Below are 17,786 nucleotides of genomic sequence, written 5' to 3'. Positions count from 1 at the left end.
CGCCGTGTCATCGACGGTGGTTCAGTGGCTCAGCCACTGAACCACCAATCACCGGGAGCCGAGGTGGAGGCACTGCCACGCGAGACGATCGTCGACGCGCTGGAGAAGCGACTGCGCGAGGACATCCTCGCCGAGCGTCATCCCGCCGGAAGCTATCTGCCTCCCGAACGTGAACTCGCCGACGGATTCGGGGTCACCCGCACCTCCCTCAAGCACGCCTTCGGGCGACTGACGCACGCCGGGCTCCTGGAGACGCGCCACGGAGTGGGGACCCGGGTCAGGGACTTCCTGCGCCTGGGCGGGGCGGACCTCCTGCCGATGCTGGTGCTCCACAGTCCCGACTGGATCGGTGAGATCTTCGAAGTCCGCCGTTCCGTCGGCATGTTGATCGCGGAACGCGCGGCGACCCGTGCCACGGCAGTCCAAGTCACCGAACTGCGCCTGCTGTTGGCGGCCGTAGGGGACGCGGCGGGCGGGGAACCCGTGCAACTGGCGGATGTCGAGGTGCACCGTGCGCTGGCCCGGGCGACGGGCAACCGGGTGTACGTCCTGCTGACCAACACCCTGTTCAACGCCTATCTGCCGGTGCGCGGAGCGCTGGTCGGGCCCTTCGAGGATCCCCGGGCCGCTCGTGACCGTCTGGCTCCGGTCGTCGAGGCCGTGGCCGCCGGCGACCGGGAGGCGGCACGCACCGCCGCGGGCGACTATCTGTCGGCAACGGAAGCCATGATGCTCGACGGGCTGGCACGCTCCCGCCGACGCCGGGAAGGTGCCCTGTGACCTCACGCGGAACGATGTTCAGCGAGACCCTGCTGGGCCGTGTGCGTCTGGCCGACGAGGACCGCGACCGCGCCGTCCGGCTGGACCTGCTGGTCCGTTCCGACATGGTGCCGCTGCCTCATCGCACGACGCGGGCGCAGGTGACCGCACGCGTACGCGTGGCGGGACGCGCCGACGACACCGAAGCCGTGGGCGAACTGGAGACCGCGCCCCGTTCGCGCGACTGGATCCGCTACCGGATCACCTTCACCATGGAAGGCCGCCGCCTCACTCTGGTCGGACGCAAGTCGATGTCGCCCAGGCGTCCGATCGCCTCGCTGACCGTACTGCCGTACACCCTGTACGAGAGCGGTGACCGCGTGGGCGAGGGAACGCTGCGCTTTCCCCTCGTCACCGGCCTGCTGCCCTTCCTCGCGAGCTTCCGCTTCCCGCGCGCCGGCGCGTCCTCCGCCGACAGACATCTGGCGTCGCGCTGGGACGGCACACCGGGGCGGACCGAGGTCTGGTACACGACCCTGACCGATCCGGCCACCGACAGCGGGGTCTGGCTGCACCACGAACTGGTGGCGCCCTCCGACGGTTCCGCCGCGTACGCGCACGGCTGGATCGCCGTCTTCCCCAAGGACGGCCACGTCGAACACGCACGCTTCGGCCCCGTACCGTGGACGGGGCATCCGGAAGGCTTCACCACCGAGGACATCAGCGTCCGACCCGGGCAACTCACGGGCTCCGCGGGCACGTTCACCTGGGCGCTCACCGAGAGCCCCGAGGGCCCGCCGCTGTACACGTTTCCCCGCTGGTCCTGGCGACGCCCCTGGCTTCCGGCGTCGCACATGCTCCCCGCCGGCCGCTCCCGCTACAGCGGAACCATCCGGTACGGCGCCGGTGAGCTGCGACTGGACCATGTTCCGGGGGCCGACGCCCGCATCTACGGCCATGGCAACGCCCGCCGCTGGGCCTGGCTCCACGCCGACCTGGGTGGCGGTGACGTCCTGGAGATCGTTGCCGCGGTGTCCATGCGACGCGGACTCGACAGGCTGCCGCCCCTGGTCTTCCTGCGCCTGCACCGCAACGGCCGCGAATGGCCCCGGCGCGCGGAACGCTCCGCCGTGGGCTGGGCGGGCATCGGCCGGTTCCGCGCGGACCTCGGCCTGCCCGAGTGGCGGGTCGAGGGCAGGGCGGGCCTGCGACGCATCAAGGTGACGGTCACCCAGCCGCCCGACCGGACACTGACGCTCGGCTACACCGACCCCGACGGCTCCGCCGCGGTCTGCCGCAACAGCGAGAGGGCGGACGCGGTGGTCAGTCTGGAGCGCTGGTGGGGCAGATGGCGGCGGGAAGCCGAATGGCGGCTGTCGGGTTCCGCGCACGCTGAGGTCGGCGACCGATGAACCATCGAGATCCCCGCGCCTCGGCGGACACGTGGTCGCCCGGCTCTCCGCCTCGGGCGCGGCTGGGCGGGGGCAGGCCATGGGCACGTCCGGTTCCCACCGGCGCCGGCGAAGAGCCGGCCGTCCCCACTTCGCCCGTGCCGGGATACGGGTCGTCGTCATCGTGACCCGGTCGGCTCACGCCTTCCACCTCTGCTCCTGAGCAGAGCGCCCCGTCCTCGGGCTGCCGGACACCCGCCATCGGCGGTCTCTCCCGAGCGACACCACCCGTTTCCGCGTCCAGGAGGTCCTGTGTCCCCTGTCTCCCCTGTGCACCTGCGTACGACCGCGGCCGGCTTCGCGCTGGCCCTCGCGTTCTGCGCCGCGCTGCTCCCGAGCCATGACGCATCCGCCGCACCCGCCGCACCCGCGGGATCGGCCACCGCCGTCCGTGCGGCGCAGACCGCGAGCACCTCCGCGGTCCGGACGTCCTCCGACGCGCCTCCGGTCGGGCCCTTCACCGAGCCGGGCTTCGCGGCCACGTGCACCTGGCACGACTTCGGCGAGGGTGAACAGCCGCCCCTGTGGCTGATGTTCACGAACCCGCTGTGCGTGGAGTACAGCAAGCGCGACATCACTTTCGACGACGGTGGAGCCCTGCGCTTCCTGGTCGCCGAGCCCTCCCGCTTCGCCATCACCATGCTGACCTGCCGCTACTACCAGAAGGACCACTGGAGCGTGCAGGCCACCCACGGCGCCGTACCGTACGTGGCGTGGGACGGCCAGTACTGGTGGGACAAGACCGCCCGACGGGCCGGCGCCCGCCTGACCCACTTCAGCATCGACGGCCGGACGGTGGGCGTCGGCGACGCCGTCGCCGCCCTGCGCGCCTCGGACTTCGACAACCTCGCCGACGCGCTGTCCGAATACGGCCAGGAGGCCGGAGAGACCGGTCTGACGGTGGCGCTGCCGTACGACCTCGGCTGCGCGCTGATCGGCTGACCGGCCATGTCCACCATCGACCGACGAGCGATCCTCAAGGCGCTCACCGCATCGGTCGCCGTGCTGGCCACCGGGGGGCTCACCGCCACCCCGGCGGCCGCCGCGGCGCATGCTTTTGAGAGCTGGACGACACAGACCCTGGGGGCGTTCGCCGACACCCTCATCCCAGGTGAGCACCGGTTCCAGGGTGACCAGGTGTGTGCCGGAGCGGTCACCGGTCCGGGCGCCGTCCAGGCGGGCGTCATCGACGTCCTGAACTCACCTCAGTTGCCGCTGGCCCCGCTGCTGCCGGAGATCGCGGCCCTCCTCGACGCCCGTGCCGTCGCCTATGCGGCGGTCCGGCTGATCTGGCTGTCACCGAGCCGGCCGCCCTTCGTCGACCTGTCCTTCTCGCATCGGACCAACCTGGTCAGCGGCCTGTTCGGTTCGGGCGACATCGACGAGCCGGTCTGGCAGGTGATGAGCCTGATCGTCGGCATCGCGTTCGACACCGCCGGGCAGTCCGACACGGCCGCCGCGCTGGCCCAGGGCCATCCGGGCCTGACCTGGCTGAGGTTTCCCAAGCCGGACCCGGACGGCCTGTGGCGGTTCGGGGACTTCTCCTACGGCCGCGCGCTCGCGGCGCTCCACCCCGCCACGACCCCTTCCGGGAGCCCGGCATGACCGAGACCACGGACGTTCTGGTGATCGGCAGCGGCTTCGGTGGGGCCATCCCCGCCTACTACATGGCCGCGGGCGGAGCACGCGTCACCGTTCTTGAGCGCGGACCCCGCTGGGGTGCGGAGCAGTTCAGCCACTCCATGCGCCTGGGAACCTACAACAAGATCGTCGATGTCATCCGCGGCGACGGCGTCTCGGTGGTCGCGGGCAACTGCGTGGGCGGCGGCAGCGTCGTCTACTTCGCCGCCTCCCTCCGGGCGCCGTCGTACGCCTTCGAACGCCACGGCAGCATCGGACGGCGGATGTGGCCGGCGTCCATCAGCCGTGCCACGCTCGACCCCTGGTACGACCGCGTGGAGCAGGCACTGCCGGTCGCCCGCACCGGCTGGTCGGACGTCTCCTACGCGGGCGGGGTGCTGGCGGCCGCCTGCCGGCGGGCCGGGCACACCTGTAATCCGGTTCCGGTGGCGGTGGACACCGCGACCTGCACCAACTGCAACTGGATGCTGTCGGGCTGTGCGTTCGACGCCAAGCGCTCCATGCTGCTCAACTATCTTCCCGCGGCGGAAGCCCACGGCGCGGTCGTCCGGCCACTCCACGAGGTTCAGCTGATCACCCCCTCCCTGGAGTCCGGCTACCGCTACGCGGTCGCCTACACCGTCCTCGACCCCGACGACTACACCTGCATCGCGAGCGTGGGGATCATCCACGCCAAGGTCGTGGTGCTGGCGGCGGGCGCGGTGGGCACGCCGGTGATCCTCCAGCGGTCCTCCCCGCTGCTCGGCGGTATCCCGGGTGCTGTCGGCCGCTACTTCTCCGGCAACGGCGACCACGTCAGCGTCGCCGACGTCGACGAGAGCAAGGCAGGGTCGCTGCTCGGACTCTCCCGCCCCGACGGGACGGTCTACCAGGGGCTGCCGATCGGCCGGCCGATCACCTCCGCCACGTACGACTACCTGGATCCGTCCGCACCGGAGTACAGCCGGTTCATGCTCCAGCAGATCTACTTCCCGCCCCTGACCAACGTCCTCGCCCAGACGACCGGCACACCAGGCTGGCTCGGCGTGGACAAGCGGCAGATGCGGGCCCGTTGGCCGTCGTGGCTCACCCTGCTCGCCATGACCGAGGACGACAACGAAGGCAGCTTCGGAGTCGTCCCTCCCACCGGGAGCTTCATCCGCCTGGCACCCGGTCTCGGGCAGGGCACGATGTCCTTCCACCCCACCACGCGAACCCGCCAGGCATGGGACCGGGCGGACACGGCGCTCCGCGCAATCCTGGAGAAGGACGGTCTGTCCCGGGTCCGTCCGTGGACCGAGGCCCTGGCCGGTACGGTCACGGCCCACCCGCTCGGGTCCGCCCGCATCGGCGACGACCCGACCACCAGTGCCCTCGACGACAAGCACGAACTCCGAGGATACCGGGGCCTGTTCGTCACGGACGGCTCGGCTGTTCCCGCCTCGCTCACCGTCAACCCGTCCCTGACCATCGCCGCGCTGGCCGAACGTGCCACCGCCGGGATCGCGACCCGCGCCGCCGAGGCCGGAGTGACGATGACAGGGGGTGTCCCGCTGCCCGGACGATAGAACCGGGGGAGGGCAGGGTGCCGCATCCGGTTGCCGACGGAATATGAGCGCACCGTACTATCAGGGGACGATCCACGGGTTTCCGGGCCCGGCCCGGCCTGATGCCCGTGTGCGGCCGTGCGAGGCGAGCGACCGTGCGGTCATCGACGGCGTCGGCCCGGGAGCGGCCCACCCGGAGCCGACAGCAGGGACAGGCGACGTTGAGCGAGCAGCACGACCCCGCCGACTCGGCGGTCCAGAGGATCAGGGCATTCCTACCGGACGGTTCCACGTTGCGCCGCCGCCACCGAAGGGCGGTGGGGCAATTCGCGTTGTGCGTGTGTGTGCTCGTGCCCTGGACCGTCTACCTGGCCGTCTCACTGCCCCATCGCTTCGAGGCCCGTTACTGGCCCATGGTGTGGGTGGGCTTCGACATCATGCTGCTCGTCTCGCTGGTCGGCGCCGGGGCGGCGGTCTGGCTGAGACGGCAGGCTCTGATTCCGATGTCGTTCGTCGCGGCCACACTCCTGGTCTGCGATGCCTGGTTCGACATCTCCCTGAACCTGGGCGGAGGCGACGTGTGGGAGAGCGTCGCTTCGGCTGTGCTGGTGGAACTGCCCCTCGCCTGCCTGCTCGTGCTGCGCGCGCGCCGGGTGCTGAAGATCTCGGCCAGGCTGGCCTGGCAGCGACTGGGGCTGGCGGGCGAGCCTCCTTCGCTGTACAAGATGCCGCTGTTCGTCGCCATGGCAGCGTCGAGCACCTTCCAGCCGGACTCGGAGGGTGCCCCGGACGCCTGAACAAGGCCAAGGGACTGTCTGCGGACAGGTTCGCCACGTCGGTCTGTCACAGACGGGGAGGCCGTCCGGTCTTTGCTCATGACGTTTTCCATTGGGAGGAATCCATGAGTGCCGACCACGCGCACCTGCCCCCCGGGGTTGAAATCATTGCGATCCGGCCGGACGCGGCGGCCGGGATCCCCGCCGCCGCCGAGGCCAGGACCGTCCGGATCACCCTGAAGCCCGGTGATCCCGGTGCGCCCCCGCACCGGCACCCCGGACCGATCTTCGGCTACGTGACCCAGGGCGAGGTCCTCTTCGAGCTGGAGGGACAGCCGCCCCGGGTACTCAAGGCGGGCGACGCCCTTTTCGAGCCCGGGGGCGACGTGATCCACTACCAGGGCGCCAACAACCTTCAGGACGCGCAGTCGCAGATGGTGGTGACCATGTTCGCGCCTCCTGGCACTCCGGTTCTGACCGTGGTCAGCGCGGAGGAACTGGCCGAACGACGGCATCTGCGGGTCGCCCAGCCCTGACGGCCACCGGTATTGCGGCCCCCTCCGGCAGACCAGGACGCCGTACGAGACAGCCTTGCGGACCGGAGCCGACCGTGGCTGGTGTTCGCGCAGTGTGATGTACGTCTGGCCCGTCATCCCCATCCATGGTGTGACGGGCCAGACCTCTGTCCAGCGCGCGAGGGTGGCCGTGATGGGGTGATCCGGGCGAGGAGGCAGCTGAGCGAGAAGGTGCGCCGTCAGCCATATAAAGTGGGGCGAGAACGGGCGATTCCTGCCACATCGGTCACGGTCGCCAGTCTGAATCCGGTGCCCACCCGTCGCGGGAAGACCCGGTCGCACCCCCGCACCCGGTACTCACCTCGAGGAGAAGACCATGGTGCATCACCACAAGGCCAACCGGCAGGTCGAGGGAGATCCGGACATCGACCACGGACGCGGCATGCCCCGCCGGCCCGACGAGACGGAGCTGGAGCGGCGTACCGAGGAGGACCGGCGCGATGTCGGGTTGCCCGTGGACGCGCCGGAGTCTGCCGGCGCGCAGTACGAGGAAGCCACAGCGGAGGTCGACCGCCAGGCCGGCACAGGCGAACTGCGGTCGAGCCCAGCCCCGCGGAAGGATCGCAAACCGTTTCCGCCGACCCACTACGACCGCTGAGGTTCTCCAGTCCCTGGAGGCATGACCTCAGCAGCACTCCGGTGAGTCAGCATGATGGCCCGAACTTCGTCCAATGCCCTTCGGAGATCACCTCGACGGTTCCGTCGACGACCTTGATGGCCGTCTGTTCGTCGATGGCGTAGGCGGGGCAGCCGATGTCGGCCGCCCATCGCTCCGCGTCAGCCAGCATGTTTCCCGGCCATGCGTCCAGGTGCGGGAAGATCGAGAAGTCGACGACTCCCAGGGTGCGGTCGTCCGGCGCCGGCGGCCACTCGGCGAAGTACTTCCCGATCCTGGGCGTCATCACCATGCTGCCGGCGCTGACCCCCACCCAGACCATGTCGGGCAGCGAAGGCAGGAGATCGGCCAGCCCGGACTCCCGCATCCAGTGGCACAGGTAGGTGGCGTCGCCGCCGTCGACCAGGAGCACGTCGGCCGCCTGGATCCAGGGGATCCATCGCTGCGGTCCGATGGTGGGCAGTGCGGTGAGCTCGATGACGCCGAGCGATGCCCAGCCCAGGCCGGACATGTGCTGCCACCTGGGCTCGGCGGCTACGAAGCCCCGCACCGATGCCGGACCGCACATGGGGTGCCCCCACTGAGCTGTCGGGATGCAAAGAGCATGGCACTCCGAGACCGGTTTGCCGAGAAGCTGCACGAGCGCCGAGTGGATGCTCGGGTTCGTGACGCCGCCTGACGTGAGCAAGAGCCTCACCATGCCTCCACATGCGCGAGCGGGAGTTGCCTGTCGCGTTGAAGACACCGGAGAGTGCGCGAACTCATCGGCCTCATCGGCGAACTTCCCGCAGGAGCTGTTGTCTGGCCGGGCGGCGAAGGTCAGCCTCGCCGGCCCCAGCGAGGCGGTCGGCGAGACCGGCGGCGGTGAACGCGGCCGCCAGTTCGTCGTGGCCTTCGGCGAAGTGGGCCCAACTGTCGTAGCGGACGGGGACCACGCGGCGGGCGCCGAGGAGTTGGGCGGCCTCGGCGGCCTGGGCGCTGCTCAGGATGATCAGCTGGTTGTCGAAGAGCGCGGGGAAGCGGGGGGTTCCGGCGAACAGGAGGGCGGTGTCCATGGGGGGCCGAAGCGCTCGGCTATCTCCTTGACCGCGTCGAGGGAGGCGTTGTCGCCGCTGCCGCAGACGGTCGGCAGAACCTCTCCGGTCAGGACGGAGCCGACGACCTGGCCGGTGATCGGCTCGACCTCCTCACGCGGGCCGGGGCCGTGGACGGCGGGGACGCCGGTCACGGTGATCGTGCCGCCGTCGGGCCGGTCCGGTCCGACGGACTCCCAGTCGGCCCGGCCCTTGGCGCTCTCCTCCAGGCGCTGTGCGCCACCGGGAGTGGTGAGGGCGGTGAGGAGAGGCTGGTGCGGCCGGGCGCCTCCCTCGCGCTCGGCCGCACCACGGTCAGAGAGTGCGGGTCAGCCGGTCGGTGAGCAGCCGGGTGAAGCGGGCCGGGTCGGGCAGGTCGCCCCCTTCGGCGAGCAGCGCGCTGCCGTAGATCAGCTCGGCGATCTCAGCGAGGGCGGGGTCGGCCGGGTTGGCGTCGTGCGCGGTGCGCAGGGTGGTGATCAGAGGGTGTGCGGGGTTGAGTTCCAGGATCCTCTTGACGGTGGGGAGTTGCTGTCCCATCGCTCGGTACATCTTCTCCAGGGTCGGCGTCATGTCGTGAGCGTCACCGACGATGCATGCCGCCGAGGTCGTCAGGCGTGACGACAGGCGAACCTCCTTGACCTGCTCGGACAGGGCGGTGGTCAGCCACGGCAGCAGGGCGGCGAAGTCCTGCTCGCGCTGGGCCTTGTCGGCGTCGGCGTCCTGGTCCCCGTCGGCGGAGTCGTCGAGGTCGACCTGGCCCTTGGCGATGGACTGCAGGCGATGGCCCTCGAAGTCCGGCACCTGGTCCACCCACACCTCGTCGACGGGGTCGGTGAGGATCAGGACCTCGTACCCCTTGGCGGCGAAGGCCTCCATGTGCGGGGAGTTCTCCACCATCGCGCGGGTCTCGCCGGTCAGGTAGTAGATGGCGTCCTGTCCGTCTTTCATGCGCTCGACGTACTCGCGCAGCGTGGTGGTCTTCTCCGCGTCCTGAGTCGAGGCGGCCGACACCAGTTCGAGCAGGGTCGCGGTGTTGTCGGTGTCCTCGATGAGGCCTTCCTTCAGCGCCCGGCCGAACTGTGACCACACGTTCGCGTAGCGCTCGGCATCCTTGGACTGCATGTCCTTGATGGCACCGAGGACCTTCTTCGTCAGGCGCCGGCGCACGCCGCGGATCTGGCGGTCGTGCTGGAGGATCTCCCGGGAGACGTTCAGCGACAGGTCGTGGGCGTCCACGACTCCCTTGACGAAGCGCAGGTAGTGGGGCATGAGCGCTTCGCAGTCGTCCATGATGAACACCCGCTTGACGTACAGCTGCACGCCGCGCCTGGTCTCGCGGGAATACAGGTCGAAGGGCGCCTGCGAGGGAATGAACAGCAGCGCCTCGTACTCGAAGGTGCCTTCGGCCCGCATGTGGATCGTCTCGGCCGGGGCCGTCCAGTCGTGACTGATCTGCTGGTAGAACTCGTGGTACTCGTCCTCGGTCACCTCGGTGCGCGGCCGGGCCCACAGGGCCTTCATCGAGTTGAGGGTGTCCACGTCGTGGGTGGTCGCGCCCTCGGCGTCGGTGCGCTCGGTGGCCATCCGGATCGGCCAGCGGATGAAGTCCGAGTACTGCTTGACGATCTGACGGAGCTTCGACCCGGACAGATAGTCGGCGAGCCCGTCCTCGCTGTCGGCGGCCTTGAGGTGCAGGGTGACCGAGGTGCCCACGGGCAGACCGTCGACGGCCTGGATGGTGTAGGCGCCCTCGCCGTCGGACTCCCATTGGGTGCCGGAGTCGGTGCCGGCCCTCCGGGTCCGCAGGGTGACCTTGTCGGCAACCATGAACGCCGAGTAGAAGCCGACGCCGAACTGCCCGATCAGGTTCTCGGCGGTGGCGGCGTCCTTGGACTCCTTGAGCTTCTCCAGCAGGTCGGCGGTGCCCGACTTGGCGATCGTGCCGATCAGGTCGACGAGATCGTCCCGGCTCATGCCGATCCCGTTGTCACGGACGGTCAGTGTGCGGGCGTCCTTGTCGACCTCCAACGAGATGTGCAGGTCGGTGCTGTCCTCGACGAGGCTGGAGTCGGTCAGTGATTCCAGCCGCAGTTTGTCCAGTGCGTCGGAGGCGTTCGAGATCAGCTCGCGAAGGAAGATGTCCTTGTTGGAGTAGATCGAGTGAATCACCAGCCGGAGCAACTGGCGTGTCTCGGCCTGGAATTCCAGCGTCTCGACGCTGCTGCTCATGTGGGACCTCTCTGTGGAATGTCATGTCTGAGGGAAGGAGATGAATGGACCAGGCGGAGGCGAACCGGTTCCCGCCGTCGGTGTGATCGGAGGCGGACCGACCCGTCCGTGACGGGAATCAGGCATCGTCGGTTGCCGTCTCCCGGATCCGGTCGTCGACGGCGTCCAGGCGTGTGACGAGGTCGGCATGGTGGGCGTTGAGGTGGGGGCGCATGTCAGAGAGAGGGGCAAGGAGTTCGGCGGCATCGGTGGCCCCGAGGGCGACATGCAGAGCGTCCTGAACCGGGCGCGCTTCGGGCGCGAGGTGAGCGAGCGCGGTGATCTGTCCAGCCAGACGACGCAGGTCGGCGGCGTTGGCGCGGGCCCAGGTGACAGCGGCGCGCTCGGCGGCCCTGGCCTGGCGGGTGGCCGTCACGCGTTGCTCACCGGTGGTGCCGGCGGTACCGGGGCGGCCTCGCAGGTATCGGCGTTCGGCGGCCTGGCGGCTGGCGACGCCGAGGGGACGCGCGAGGTCGGCCCAACTGGCGCCCGCCTCGCGGGCGGTTTCGATCAGGCCGGTCTCCCAGCCGGCGAGTTGCTCACGCACCTGCCGAAGCAGCATGAGCGAGGCCAGCGCCTGCTCGGGGCCGGGGCCGACGGAGTCATGGTTCTCGCGCCGTGCCTCGCGCAGCGCGTCGTCTATGGCGGCGAGGGCCGCGGCGGCGGCAAGAAAGGAAGCCGGGCCGTGGCCGTCGGTGCTGGTCGAGGACGGCTGGTCGGCTGCGGTCATGGTCACCTTCCTCGGGCGGTCGTCACATCGACGACATCACACCTGTCGTCCATCGGATGACATGTTAGCGCCCCTGCCGCCAGCGGTGGTCGACTCGATGTCGCCGCAGGCCACCGCGACGGCGTCTGTGTCTCAGCCTTGGCGAGAGCTGAGTTCGCCGAGCCTCTCGACGCCTCGACGGACGGCTCTGTCCACTGAGCCGGAGGACGATCTCATACGCGATGTCGCTGAGGCTCTCCCCCCGTCACGACGTAGTGCTCGCGGCCGGGTAGCCCTCGCCGGCGCCACGGACGGCTACGGAGACGACGGCTCCTCCGAAGGGCACGGGACGATGTCGCAGGTCAGAACGGCGCGCCAGGTCGATCGGGCGGAGGACCCGGCTCACAGCTACTGCCGATGCCGGGCCGTGGCGGGGCTCCTAAGCTGGAAACGCTCGGGACCCGCCGGAGGTGTTCATGTCCGCGAGCACGAGCGGGGGCGCTGCCGTGTAGGGCTGTCGTGTCTCCGCGGCGCGAGAGCCCCCCCGCGGACCCGCCGTTTCCCCGCGGCAGGGAACGACGTCACCGCGCGGTCGTGGGCCGGTCACCCTCCGCGTCCGCCCGCGTCGGCCACACCCTCGGCGAACGATCATCAACGTCACCGCAGACCGGACAGGAGACCGATCATGATCGGACCACGGATCGCCGGTGGCCTGCTGGCAGTCGCCACGCTGGCCACGGCCACCGCCTGCGCAGGCCTGGATCCGAGTGCACGGGCTGAGGAAGCACCGGTGGCCGCGGCATCGGCACGCCCCACCGATCGCCTCGAACCGCTGCTGCAGCAGGCTCTTCCGCAGGTGAAGGGCAAGACGTTCACGGCGGCGATCGTCGACCTCCCGCCCGACGCACGCGCCGCGCCGCACCGGCACGGGCAGGCGTTCGTCTACGCCTACGTCCTCGAAGGCACGGTGCGCAGTCAGCTCGACGGCAAACCGGTGACCACCTACCACCAGGGCCAGAACTGGGTCGAGCAGCCGGGCGCCCATCACCTCCTGACCGAGAACACCAGCCAGACCACGGCGGCGAGGCTCCTGGTCGTCTTCGTCTCCCACACCGGGGACAGCCTCAAGTCGGACGACCCGGGGTCGTAGTCCGGAGCGGACGACGGGCGCCGATGCGGCTGCTGAGGAGCAACGGGGCGACGCCCGGCCCCACATGGCGTAGCCCTGGCGGCAACCGCGACCGTGCCGACCTACGGTCGGGATCACAGGTCACTCCACCAGGGGGCACAAGAATGAAGACAGCCGTGATCGGTGGCACCGGTTTCGTCGGTACGAGACTCGTGGAAAGGCTGCGATCGAGGGGGCACGAGACGACGTCCCACGGCAGGTCCACGGGTCTCGACCTCCTGACCGGCGCGGGACTGCCGGATGCGCTCCGCTCCGTCGACGTCGTCGTGCTCACGATCGACGCGCCGTCCTTCGACGCGGCCGCCTCCCCGTTCTTCCGCAGCACCACGCAGAATCTTCTCGACGGCGCCGGAAGGGCGGGCGTCGGCCACATCGTCCTGCTGTCGATCGTCGGGATCGACCGGGTACCGGGAGTCGACTACTACACGGCCAAGATCCTGCAGGAGGACCTGATCAGGTCGGGCCCGATCCCCTCCTCGGTCGTACGGGCCACGCAGTTCATGGAGTTCGTCGAGCCCATCATGTCGTGGACCAGCGACGGTGACGTGGTCCGCCTCCCCACGACCCGGCTGCAGCCGATCGCCGTGGACGACGCCGTCGGCACGCTGGCCGACGTGGCGACCGGCACACCCGTCGACGGCATCGTCGACGTCGCCGGACCCGACGTCTTCCCGCTGGACGAACTGGGCCGCATCACTCTGCGGGCGCGCGGTGACGAACGCACCGTCGTGGTCGACGAGTCGGCGGGTCTGTTCGGCGCCGTCCCCGAAACCGCCATCATCGCCCCGCCAGGAGCCCGCATCGGCGCCGTGCACTATTCCGACTGGCTCACCAGCGGACCTCCGGTGTCATAGGGCCCGTCTGACCATTCCCGTCGTCGCCCGGGGGCATCCGGCTCGGCGACGCGTGCGGCGGCCATGGCCCTGCGCGAGTACGGCCGCGTCGTCCTCGCACAGCTGCTCACACCTGTACGAACAGCTTCAGGCGTGGCGCCCGGCCTCCGCGAGGGTGTCGCGGACCTGCCGGGTCACGCGGGCCGCGTCCTCCGGGTTGTTGACCACGTCGGTGTTGTTCATGTCGATGATCAGAACTTCACTGGCCGAGTAATGCGTGTGTACCCACTCGTCGTAGCCGGACCACAGCGCCCGGTAATACTCGACGAGAGCGTCGTCCTGCTCGAAATTGCGGCCCCGCAGCCCGATGCGACTCATCACCGTCTCGAAGCTTGCCGTCAGATAGACCATGAGATCGGGTGCCTTGCGGTAGGGCAGGTCCTCGATCTCGCGCATCATCTCGTCGAGCAGCCCCTCGTACACCTGCATCTCCAGGGCGCTGATCCTGCCCAGGTCGTGATTGACCTTGGCGAAGTACCAGTCCTCGTAGATGGACCGGTCGAGAACGTTGTCGTTCTGCTTGTACGCCTCCTTGATCGAGGCGAAACGGGTCCGCAGGAAGTAGAGCTGAAGCAGGAAGGGATAACGCTGTGCCCGGATCTCCTCGGGGCTCGCCGTGTAGAACAGCGGAAGGATCGGGTTGTCGTCCACGCTTTCGTAGAAGACCTTGCTGCCCAGCTCCTTGGCGAGCAGTTCGGCGACGCTCGTCTTGCCGATCCCGATCATGCCTCCGACGACGATCACCGACATGCCTCACTTCCCCAGGGGTCTCATGGCCGCGAGCGGGGTCCGCCGACGACCCTCAACAAAACCACGAGGCACCGCAGAGCCACAAAGGCACCCCTCGGTGGCCGGTCCAGGCCAGGACGACCTGGTGCGCACCGGCGGTCAGGAGGCCGCTTCGGCGGGCTGGGGCCGGGCGTCGGTGACGGCAGGGGCGCGCAGGACTCCGGCAGCCGCCGCGGCGATGGCGCAGAAGAGGGCCGGAAGCAGGAAGGTGTGGTTGAGGTCCATCAGGTGGGTCATCCAGCCGATCACAGCGGGACCGGCGAGCATGCCGATGTAGCCGAGGCCGGCCACGCGCGACACGTTGGCTCCGGCCGCGGTCGGGTCGGTGTGTCCGGCGGCGCTGAACAGCTGGGGGACACAGCCGGACAGGCCCAGGCCGAACAGGGCCCAGCCGGTCAGGGCCGCCGGGATCCACGGGACGAGAGCCACGAGCGTGATGCCTCCCGCGGCCAGGGCCGAGCCGTGGCGCAGCACGTTCGTCGCCCCGAAGCGGGCGGAGATGCCGTCCGCGAGGAGCCGGCCGATGGTCATGGCGGCGGCGAAGGTGCCGTAGGCGAAGGCGGCGGTGCTCTCCGGTGCGCCCAGGACGGTCCTCAGGTGCAGGGCGCTCCAGTCGTTGGCGGCGCCTTCGCACAGCATGATCAGGAAGGCCAGGACGGCCAGGAGCCAGATTCTCGTGGGGACGGCCCGGCTCCCGAGCACAGGGGCGCCGGCCGCGTCGCCGTCCTCGGGCGCGAGGGCCATGGCGGGCAGGAGGCCGCGTGCCGCTGTCAGGGAGACGACGGCGCTGAGGATGCCGACGGCGGTGAGCGCGGCGGGCACGCCCCAGCCGAGGCCGAAGGCGGCGGCGCCGGCGAGTGCGGCCAGGACGCCGCCGACGGAGAACGTGGCGTGGAAGGCCGACATCACCGGGCGGCCGTAGGCGTGTTCGACCTGTACGGCGTGGGCGTTCATGCTGGCGTCCAGGGTGCCGTTGCCGAAGCCGAAGGCCAGGAGGGCGGCTGCGAGGGCCCAGGGCCGGTCGGCCAGGCCGGGCAGCACGAGGGTCGCGGAGCAGAGCACCGCGGCGCCGGGGACGACGACACGGGAGCCGATCCGGTCGCACAGCCTTCCGCCCAGCTGCATGCCGGCGAAGGCTCCCACCCCCAGCAGGACGAGGAATCCTCCCAGGGTCGCGTGGCTGATGCCCACGCGATCCTCGACGGCGGGGATCATCACCACCCACATGCCCAGCAGTGTGCCGTTGAGGATGAAGTACACGAATGTCACGGCGCGTCCGACGCGCAACCCTCTGTCCATGCCGGACACCATAACGAACACAACTGATGTTTGAAACATCGCCTATCGCACACCGCAAATGTTTGAAATTTATGGTGTTGAATCACGGCTATGAGCAGCACTGCGGAACGGCATCGCCTCATCGCCCAGCAGGTCCAGGACGCGGGGACGGCCACCGTCACGGACCTGGCGCGTCTGACGGGCGCCTCCGAGATGACCATCCGCCGTGATCTCGACCACCTCGCGGTGCAGGGGGTCCTGGAACGCATGCGCGGCGGTGCCCGCGCACTGCTGCTACGGGGCGAGGAGCCGCCGTTCGCCCTGCGCGTCCACGAGGCCGTCGAGGCCAAGCGCCGTATCGCCGCCGCGGTGGCCTCGTCCCTCACCGACGGCGAGACCGTGCTGCTCGACAGCGGCACCACCTGCCTGGAAGTCGCACGGCTGCTGCGGGGACGGAAGATCACCGTCATGCCGCTGTCGCTGCAGGCACTCGCCGTCCTGGCCGAGGGCCCCGAACCGACCGGACTTCTGGTCCCGGGCGGCCGGCCACGCCTTCCGGAGGGGGCCCTCGTGGGACCGCTGACCCTGGCCTCGTTGGGCGCGCTGCGCTTCGACACCGCCGTCCTGGGCTGCTGCGGCCTCACCGCCGACGACGGACTGACGGCCTACGACCTCGACGAGGCCATGGTGAAGAAGGCCGCCGTCGCGTCCGCGCGCCGCGTGATCGCGGCCACCGACGGCAGCAAGATCGGCCGGACCGCCCGCGCGTACGTCGGCCCGCCGACCGTCGTGCAGGCGGTGGTCACCGACGCCACCGCCGACCAGGCCCAACTGGCCGCACTTCAGGAAGCCGGCATCGACGTCGTCACCGCCTGAACCGTCCGTCGGCGCATGCGGCAGCCGCCACCCGCGGGTACGCGACCGCCCCGAGGGAGGTGACCGCCTGCTCGGCGATCCTGGCCTCGTTGACGGCGAGGGTGCGGATGCCGGACGGCGGAGCGCCAGGCGACACCACACGTCTCAGGCGGCGGGCGAGCCCTCCGCCGGGCCGGGCGCGAACTCGCCCGCCGCCTCACCGCACTCGCCCGCCGGCTGGAGGCGCGCGACCCGGAGGCGCTGGGCGAACAGCTCGCCCTGCTCCACGACGGCGCCGTGGCCCGCAACATGGTCTTCAACGACACCGGTGGACGGAGCGTTGCGCGGCTGCCCGCTCCTCAATGCCATGGTCGAGGTTCCCGCCACCGACCATCCCGTCCAGCGAACTCCAGGACGGCCTGCTGTCTGCCGAACCGTCGGCCGCCGCCGCCCCCCCCGCCGACAACTTCTCGCATCGGCGGCCTCCGGGCAGGCGGGAAACGGCACGGCACCGGACGGGGGACAGCTTCCGCGCTGAACCGGGCCGGCGAAGGTGAGCAGTCGAGAGATCTTCGGGCCGCGGCGTCATCGCCGAGAGCCTTCAGGCGCCTTTGGCACCAACCCCCTCCAGGCTGTCGTCAACCCCGGTTCACCCGTAGGGATTGCTGCCGTACCACGACGTGCCGTGGCCCGTGCGCCTGCCGTAGCGTTCTGGTAATGCGCCTGCCAGGCGGAGCGCGGCAGGCCGTACCGGGGAGAGGACGGCGTCGGGGTGGTCGGAGATGAGCGGGAGCGGCGCGCTGGTGCGGCGCCGGCCGACTGTGTCCTTCGAGCGGTTGCGACAGCGGCGACCGCGGGGCCCCGGCAACCGGGCCCCCGCCCCACCGTCAGGCACCGCTGAGGCGTGCTCGGCCCTGCTGTGCGCCGGGTCGGAACGGCAGGACGCGAACGAGCGGGATGCCGGACGGAGGCCGGCCGTCGCCGCTCCCCTCGGGTCGGCCGGTCTCGCACCCCTTCCGTGGCGGTGACAGGCTGCGCCTTTGCCCTGATAATTTCAGCAACGCGGTTATCACCTTGGTGACGACGTCAAGTCGTTCTGCAGGTAGGGTCGTTGGCAGCTCCCCAGGAGGTTGGGCGTGACTGGTCCCCGTTCCAGCAGCAACGCACCGACGGCCGTTCGTGAGATGCGCGGGCATCGGCTGCAGTGCGTGCGGCTCGCGTCGTCCGGCCTGGGCCACGGGATACGAAGCGCTTGTGCGGCGGACCGGACCGCGGGCCGTTCGCCGTGACGAGCCCGCTCGTCGGCGACCGTTCCGCCCTGGCCGCAAGGTGACGGGCGGTGAACGGCAGGGACTGCAGTGGGGTCCCATTCCTGGCCTGCGGGC

18 protein-coding genes and 1 pseudogene are annotated in these 17,786 nt (G+C 70.2%); 11 read left to right on the top strand and 8 right to left on the bottom strand.

What is annotated here, in order from left to right; genetic code table 11:
• Positions 1–24: 24 nt before the first annotated feature.
• The 8 genes from ACFXI4_RS13680 (at position 25) to ACFXI4_RS13645 (ending at position 7,326) form a co-directional block, all read left to right on the top strand.
• The gene (locus ACFXI4_RS13680) at positions 25–780 is read left to right on the top strand and encodes a FadR/GntR family transcriptional regulator (protein ID WP_384990147.1); all 756 of its coding nucleotides are present in this window, start codon (positions 25–27) and stop codon (positions 778–780) included.
• Complete coding sequence (locus tag ACFXI4_RS13675; protein ID WP_384990145.1) at positions 777–2,171, top strand: hypothetical protein; 1,395 nt, start codon at positions 777–779, stop codon at positions 2,169–2,171. The genes ACFXI4_RS13680 and ACFXI4_RS13675 overlap by 4 nt, the downstream gene beginning before the upstream one ends.
• A 291-nt stretch (positions 2,172–2,462) precedes the next feature.
• Entirely contained in the window at positions 2,463–3,152 is a 690-nt protein-coding gene (locus ACFXI4_RS13670) for a hypothetical protein (protein ID WP_384990144.1), read from the top strand.
• A gap of 6 nt (positions 3,153–3,158) precedes the next feature.
• Positions 3,159–3,815 carry a DUF5987 family protein gene (locus tag ACFXI4_RS13665; RefSeq protein WP_384990142.1) on the top strand — a complete coding sequence of 219 codons (657 nt, stop codon included), beginning with the start codon at positions 3,159–3,161 and terminating at the stop codon, positions 3,813–3,815.
• A complete protein-coding gene (locus ACFXI4_RS13660) occupies positions 3,812–5,398 on the top strand; it encodes a GMC family oxidoreductase N-terminal domain-containing protein (RefSeq protein ID WP_384990140.1) in 1,587 nt (528 codons plus the stop codon). The genes ACFXI4_RS13665 and ACFXI4_RS13660 overlap by 4 nt, the downstream gene beginning before the upstream one ends.
• A 296-nt stretch (positions 5,399–5,694) precedes the next feature.
• On the top strand, positions 5,695–6,174 hold the full coding sequence (locus ACFXI4_RS13655; protein WP_384990139.1) for a hypothetical protein: 480 nt from the start codon (positions 5,695–5,697) through the stop codon (positions 6,172–6,174).
• A 104-nt stretch (positions 6,175–6,278) separates the two neighbouring features.
• Complete coding sequence (locus ACFXI4_RS13650) at positions 6,279–6,689, top strand: cupin domain-containing protein (RefSeq protein ID WP_384990138.1); 411 nt, start codon at positions 6,279–6,281, stop codon at positions 6,687–6,689.
• A 355-nt stretch (positions 6,690–7,044) separates the two neighbouring features.
• On the top strand, positions 7,045–7,326 hold the full coding sequence (locus ACFXI4_RS13645; protein WP_384990136.1) for a hypothetical protein: 282 nt from the start codon (positions 7,045–7,047) through the stop codon (positions 7,324–7,326).
• A gap of 46 nt (positions 7,327–7,372) precedes the next feature.
• On the opposite strand, the gene ACFXI4_RS13640 is transcribed toward ACFXI4_RS13645, so the two are convergent.
• From ACFXI4_RS13640 to ACFXI4_RS13625, 4 genes and pseudogenes are all read right to left on the bottom strand, one after another.
• Positions 7,373–8,044 (bottom strand): Type 1 glutamine amidotransferase-like domain-containing protein, encoded by a 672-nt coding sequence (locus ACFXI4_RS13640; protein ID WP_384990135.1) that lies wholly within the window; start codon positions 8,042–8,044, stop codon positions 7,373–7,375.
• A gap of 70 nt (positions 8,045–8,114) precedes the next feature.
• Positions 8,115–8,674, bottom strand: a pseudogene (locus ACFXI4_RS13635) (MBL fold metallo-hydrolase); the annotation flags it as partial.
• A gap of 58 nt (positions 8,675–8,732) precedes the next feature.
• Positions 8,733–10,649, bottom strand: a complete 1,917-nt coding sequence (gene htpG / locus ACFXI4_RS13630; protein WP_384990134.1) for a molecular chaperone HtpG — start codon at positions 10,647–10,649, stop codon at positions 8,733–8,735.
• A 118-nt stretch (positions 10,650–10,767) separates the two neighbouring features.
• Positions 10,768–11,418 carry a type III effector protein gene (locus tag ACFXI4_RS13625; protein WP_384990133.1) on the bottom strand — a complete coding sequence of 217 codons (651 nt, stop codon included), beginning with the start codon at positions 11,416–11,418 and terminating at the stop codon, positions 10,768–10,770.
• Positions 11,419–12,082: 664 nt separating this feature from the next.
• Here ACFXI4_RS13625 and ACFXI4_RS13620 point away from each other — a divergent pair.
• Positions 12,083–12,547, top strand: a complete 465-nt coding sequence (locus ACFXI4_RS13620; RefSeq protein ID WP_384990132.1) for a cupin domain-containing protein — start codon at positions 12,083–12,085, stop codon at positions 12,545–12,547.
• Between the two features lie 143 nt (positions 12,548–12,690).
• A complete protein-coding gene (locus ACFXI4_RS13615; RefSeq protein ID WP_384990130.1) occupies positions 12,691–13,440 on the top strand; it encodes an SDR family oxidoreductase in 750 nt (249 codons plus the stop codon).
• 126 nt (positions 13,441–13,566) lie between these two features.
• Here ACFXI4_RS13615 and ACFXI4_RS13610 read toward each other — a convergent pair whose 3' ends face one another.
• Both ACFXI4_RS13610 and ACFXI4_RS13605 read right to left on the bottom strand, forming a co-directional pair.
• The gene (locus ACFXI4_RS13610) at positions 13,567–14,229 is read right to left on the bottom strand and encodes a deoxynucleoside kinase (RefSeq protein WP_384990129.1); all 663 of its coding nucleotides are present in this window, start codon (positions 14,227–14,229) and stop codon (positions 13,567–13,569) included.
• Positions 14,230–14,367: 138 nt separating this feature from the next.
• Positions 14,368–15,567: an MFS transporter gene (locus ACFXI4_RS13605; protein ID WP_384990127.1), complete on the bottom strand. Its 1,200-nt coding sequence runs from the start codon at positions 15,565–15,567 to the stop codon at positions 14,368–14,370.
• Between the two features lie 90 nt (positions 15,568–15,657).
• Here ACFXI4_RS13605 and ACFXI4_RS13600 point away from each other — a divergent pair, with 90 nt between their 5' ends.
• On the top strand, positions 15,658–16,422 hold the full coding sequence (locus ACFXI4_RS13600; protein WP_384990126.1) for a DeoR/GlpR family DNA-binding transcription regulator: 765 nt from the start codon (positions 15,658–15,660) through the stop codon (positions 16,420–16,422).
• On the opposite strand, the gene ACFXI4_RS13595 is transcribed toward ACFXI4_RS13600, so the two are convergent.
• Both ACFXI4_RS13595 and ACFXI4_RS13590 read right to left on the bottom strand, forming a co-directional pair.
• The gene (locus ACFXI4_RS13595) at positions 16,412–16,561 is read right to left on the bottom strand and encodes a hypothetical protein (protein WP_384990124.1); all 150 of its coding nucleotides are present in this window, start codon (positions 16,559–16,561) and stop codon (positions 16,412–16,414) included. The genes ACFXI4_RS13600 and ACFXI4_RS13595 overlap by 11 nt on opposite strands.
• A 5-nt stretch (positions 16,562–16,566) precedes the next feature.
• Complete coding sequence (locus ACFXI4_RS13590; RefSeq protein WP_384990123.1) at positions 16,567–16,770, bottom strand: hypothetical protein; 204 nt, start codon at positions 16,768–16,770, stop codon at positions 16,567–16,569.
• Positions 16,771–17,786: the final 1,016 nt, after the last annotated feature.

Origin of the sequence: Streptomyces sp. NPDC059224, assembly GCF_042754285.1 — a bacterium.
GTDB lineage: Bacteria > Actinomycetota > Actinomycetes > Streptomycetales > Streptomycetaceae > Streptomyces.
Note: the sequence above shows the minus strand (reverse complement) of the source record. Positions and strands in the feature narration are given on the sequence as shown.

Excerpts from the sequence above, each read along its gene's own strand:
- ACFXI4_RS13660 (WP_384990140.1), top strand. The coding sequence starts at position 3,812 with ATGACCGAGACCACGGACGTTCTGGTGATCGGCAGCGGCTTCGGTGGG.
- ACFXI4_RS13600 (WP_384990126.1), top strand. The coding sequence starts at position 15,658 with ATGAGCAGCACTGCGGAACGGCATCGCCTCATCGCCCAGCAGGTCCAG.
- ACFXI4_RS13640 (WP_384990135.1), bottom strand. The coding sequence starts at position 8,044 with ATGGTGAGGCTCTTGCTCACGTCAGGCGGCGTCACGAACCCGAGCATC.
- ACFXI4_RS13665 (WP_384990142.1), top strand. The coding sequence starts at position 3,159 with ATGTCCACCATCGACCGACGAGCGATCCTCAAGGCGCTCACCGCATCG.
- htpG (WP_384990134.1), bottom strand. The coding sequence starts at position 10,649 with ATGAGCAGCAGCGTCGAGACGCTGGAATTCCAGGCCGAGACACGCCAG.
- ACFXI4_RS13620 (WP_384990132.1), top strand. The coding sequence starts at position 12,083 with ATGATCGGACCACGGATCGCCGGTGGCCTGCTGGCAGTCGCCACGCTG.
- ACFXI4_RS13605 (WP_384990127.1), bottom strand. The coding sequence starts at position 15,567 with ATGGACAGAGGGTTGCGCGTCGGACGCGCCGTGACATTCGTGTACTTC.
- ACFXI4_RS13625 (WP_384990133.1), bottom strand. The coding sequence starts at position 11,418 with ATGACCGCAGCCGACCAGCCGTCCTCGACCAGCACCGACGGCCACGGC.
- ACFXI4_RS13650 (WP_384990138.1), top strand. The coding sequence starts at position 6,279 with ATGAGTGCCGACCACGCGCACCTGCCCCCCGGGGTTGAAATCATTGCG.
- ACFXI4_RS13615 (WP_384990130.1), top strand. The coding sequence starts at position 12,691 with ATGAAGACAGCCGTGATCGGTGGCACCGGTTTCGTCGGTACGAGACTC.
- ACFXI4_RS13645 (WP_384990136.1), top strand. The coding sequence starts at position 7,045 with ATGGTGCATCACCACAAGGCCAACCGGCAGGTCGAGGGAGATCCGGAC.
- ACFXI4_RS13590 (WP_384990123.1), bottom strand. The coding sequence starts at position 16,770 with ATGGCATTGAGGAGCGGGCAGCCGCGCAACGCTCCGTCCACCGGTGTC.
- ACFXI4_RS13610 (WP_384990129.1), bottom strand. The coding sequence starts at position 14,229 with ATGTCGGTGATCGTCGTCGGAGGCATGATCGGGATCGGCAAGACGAGC.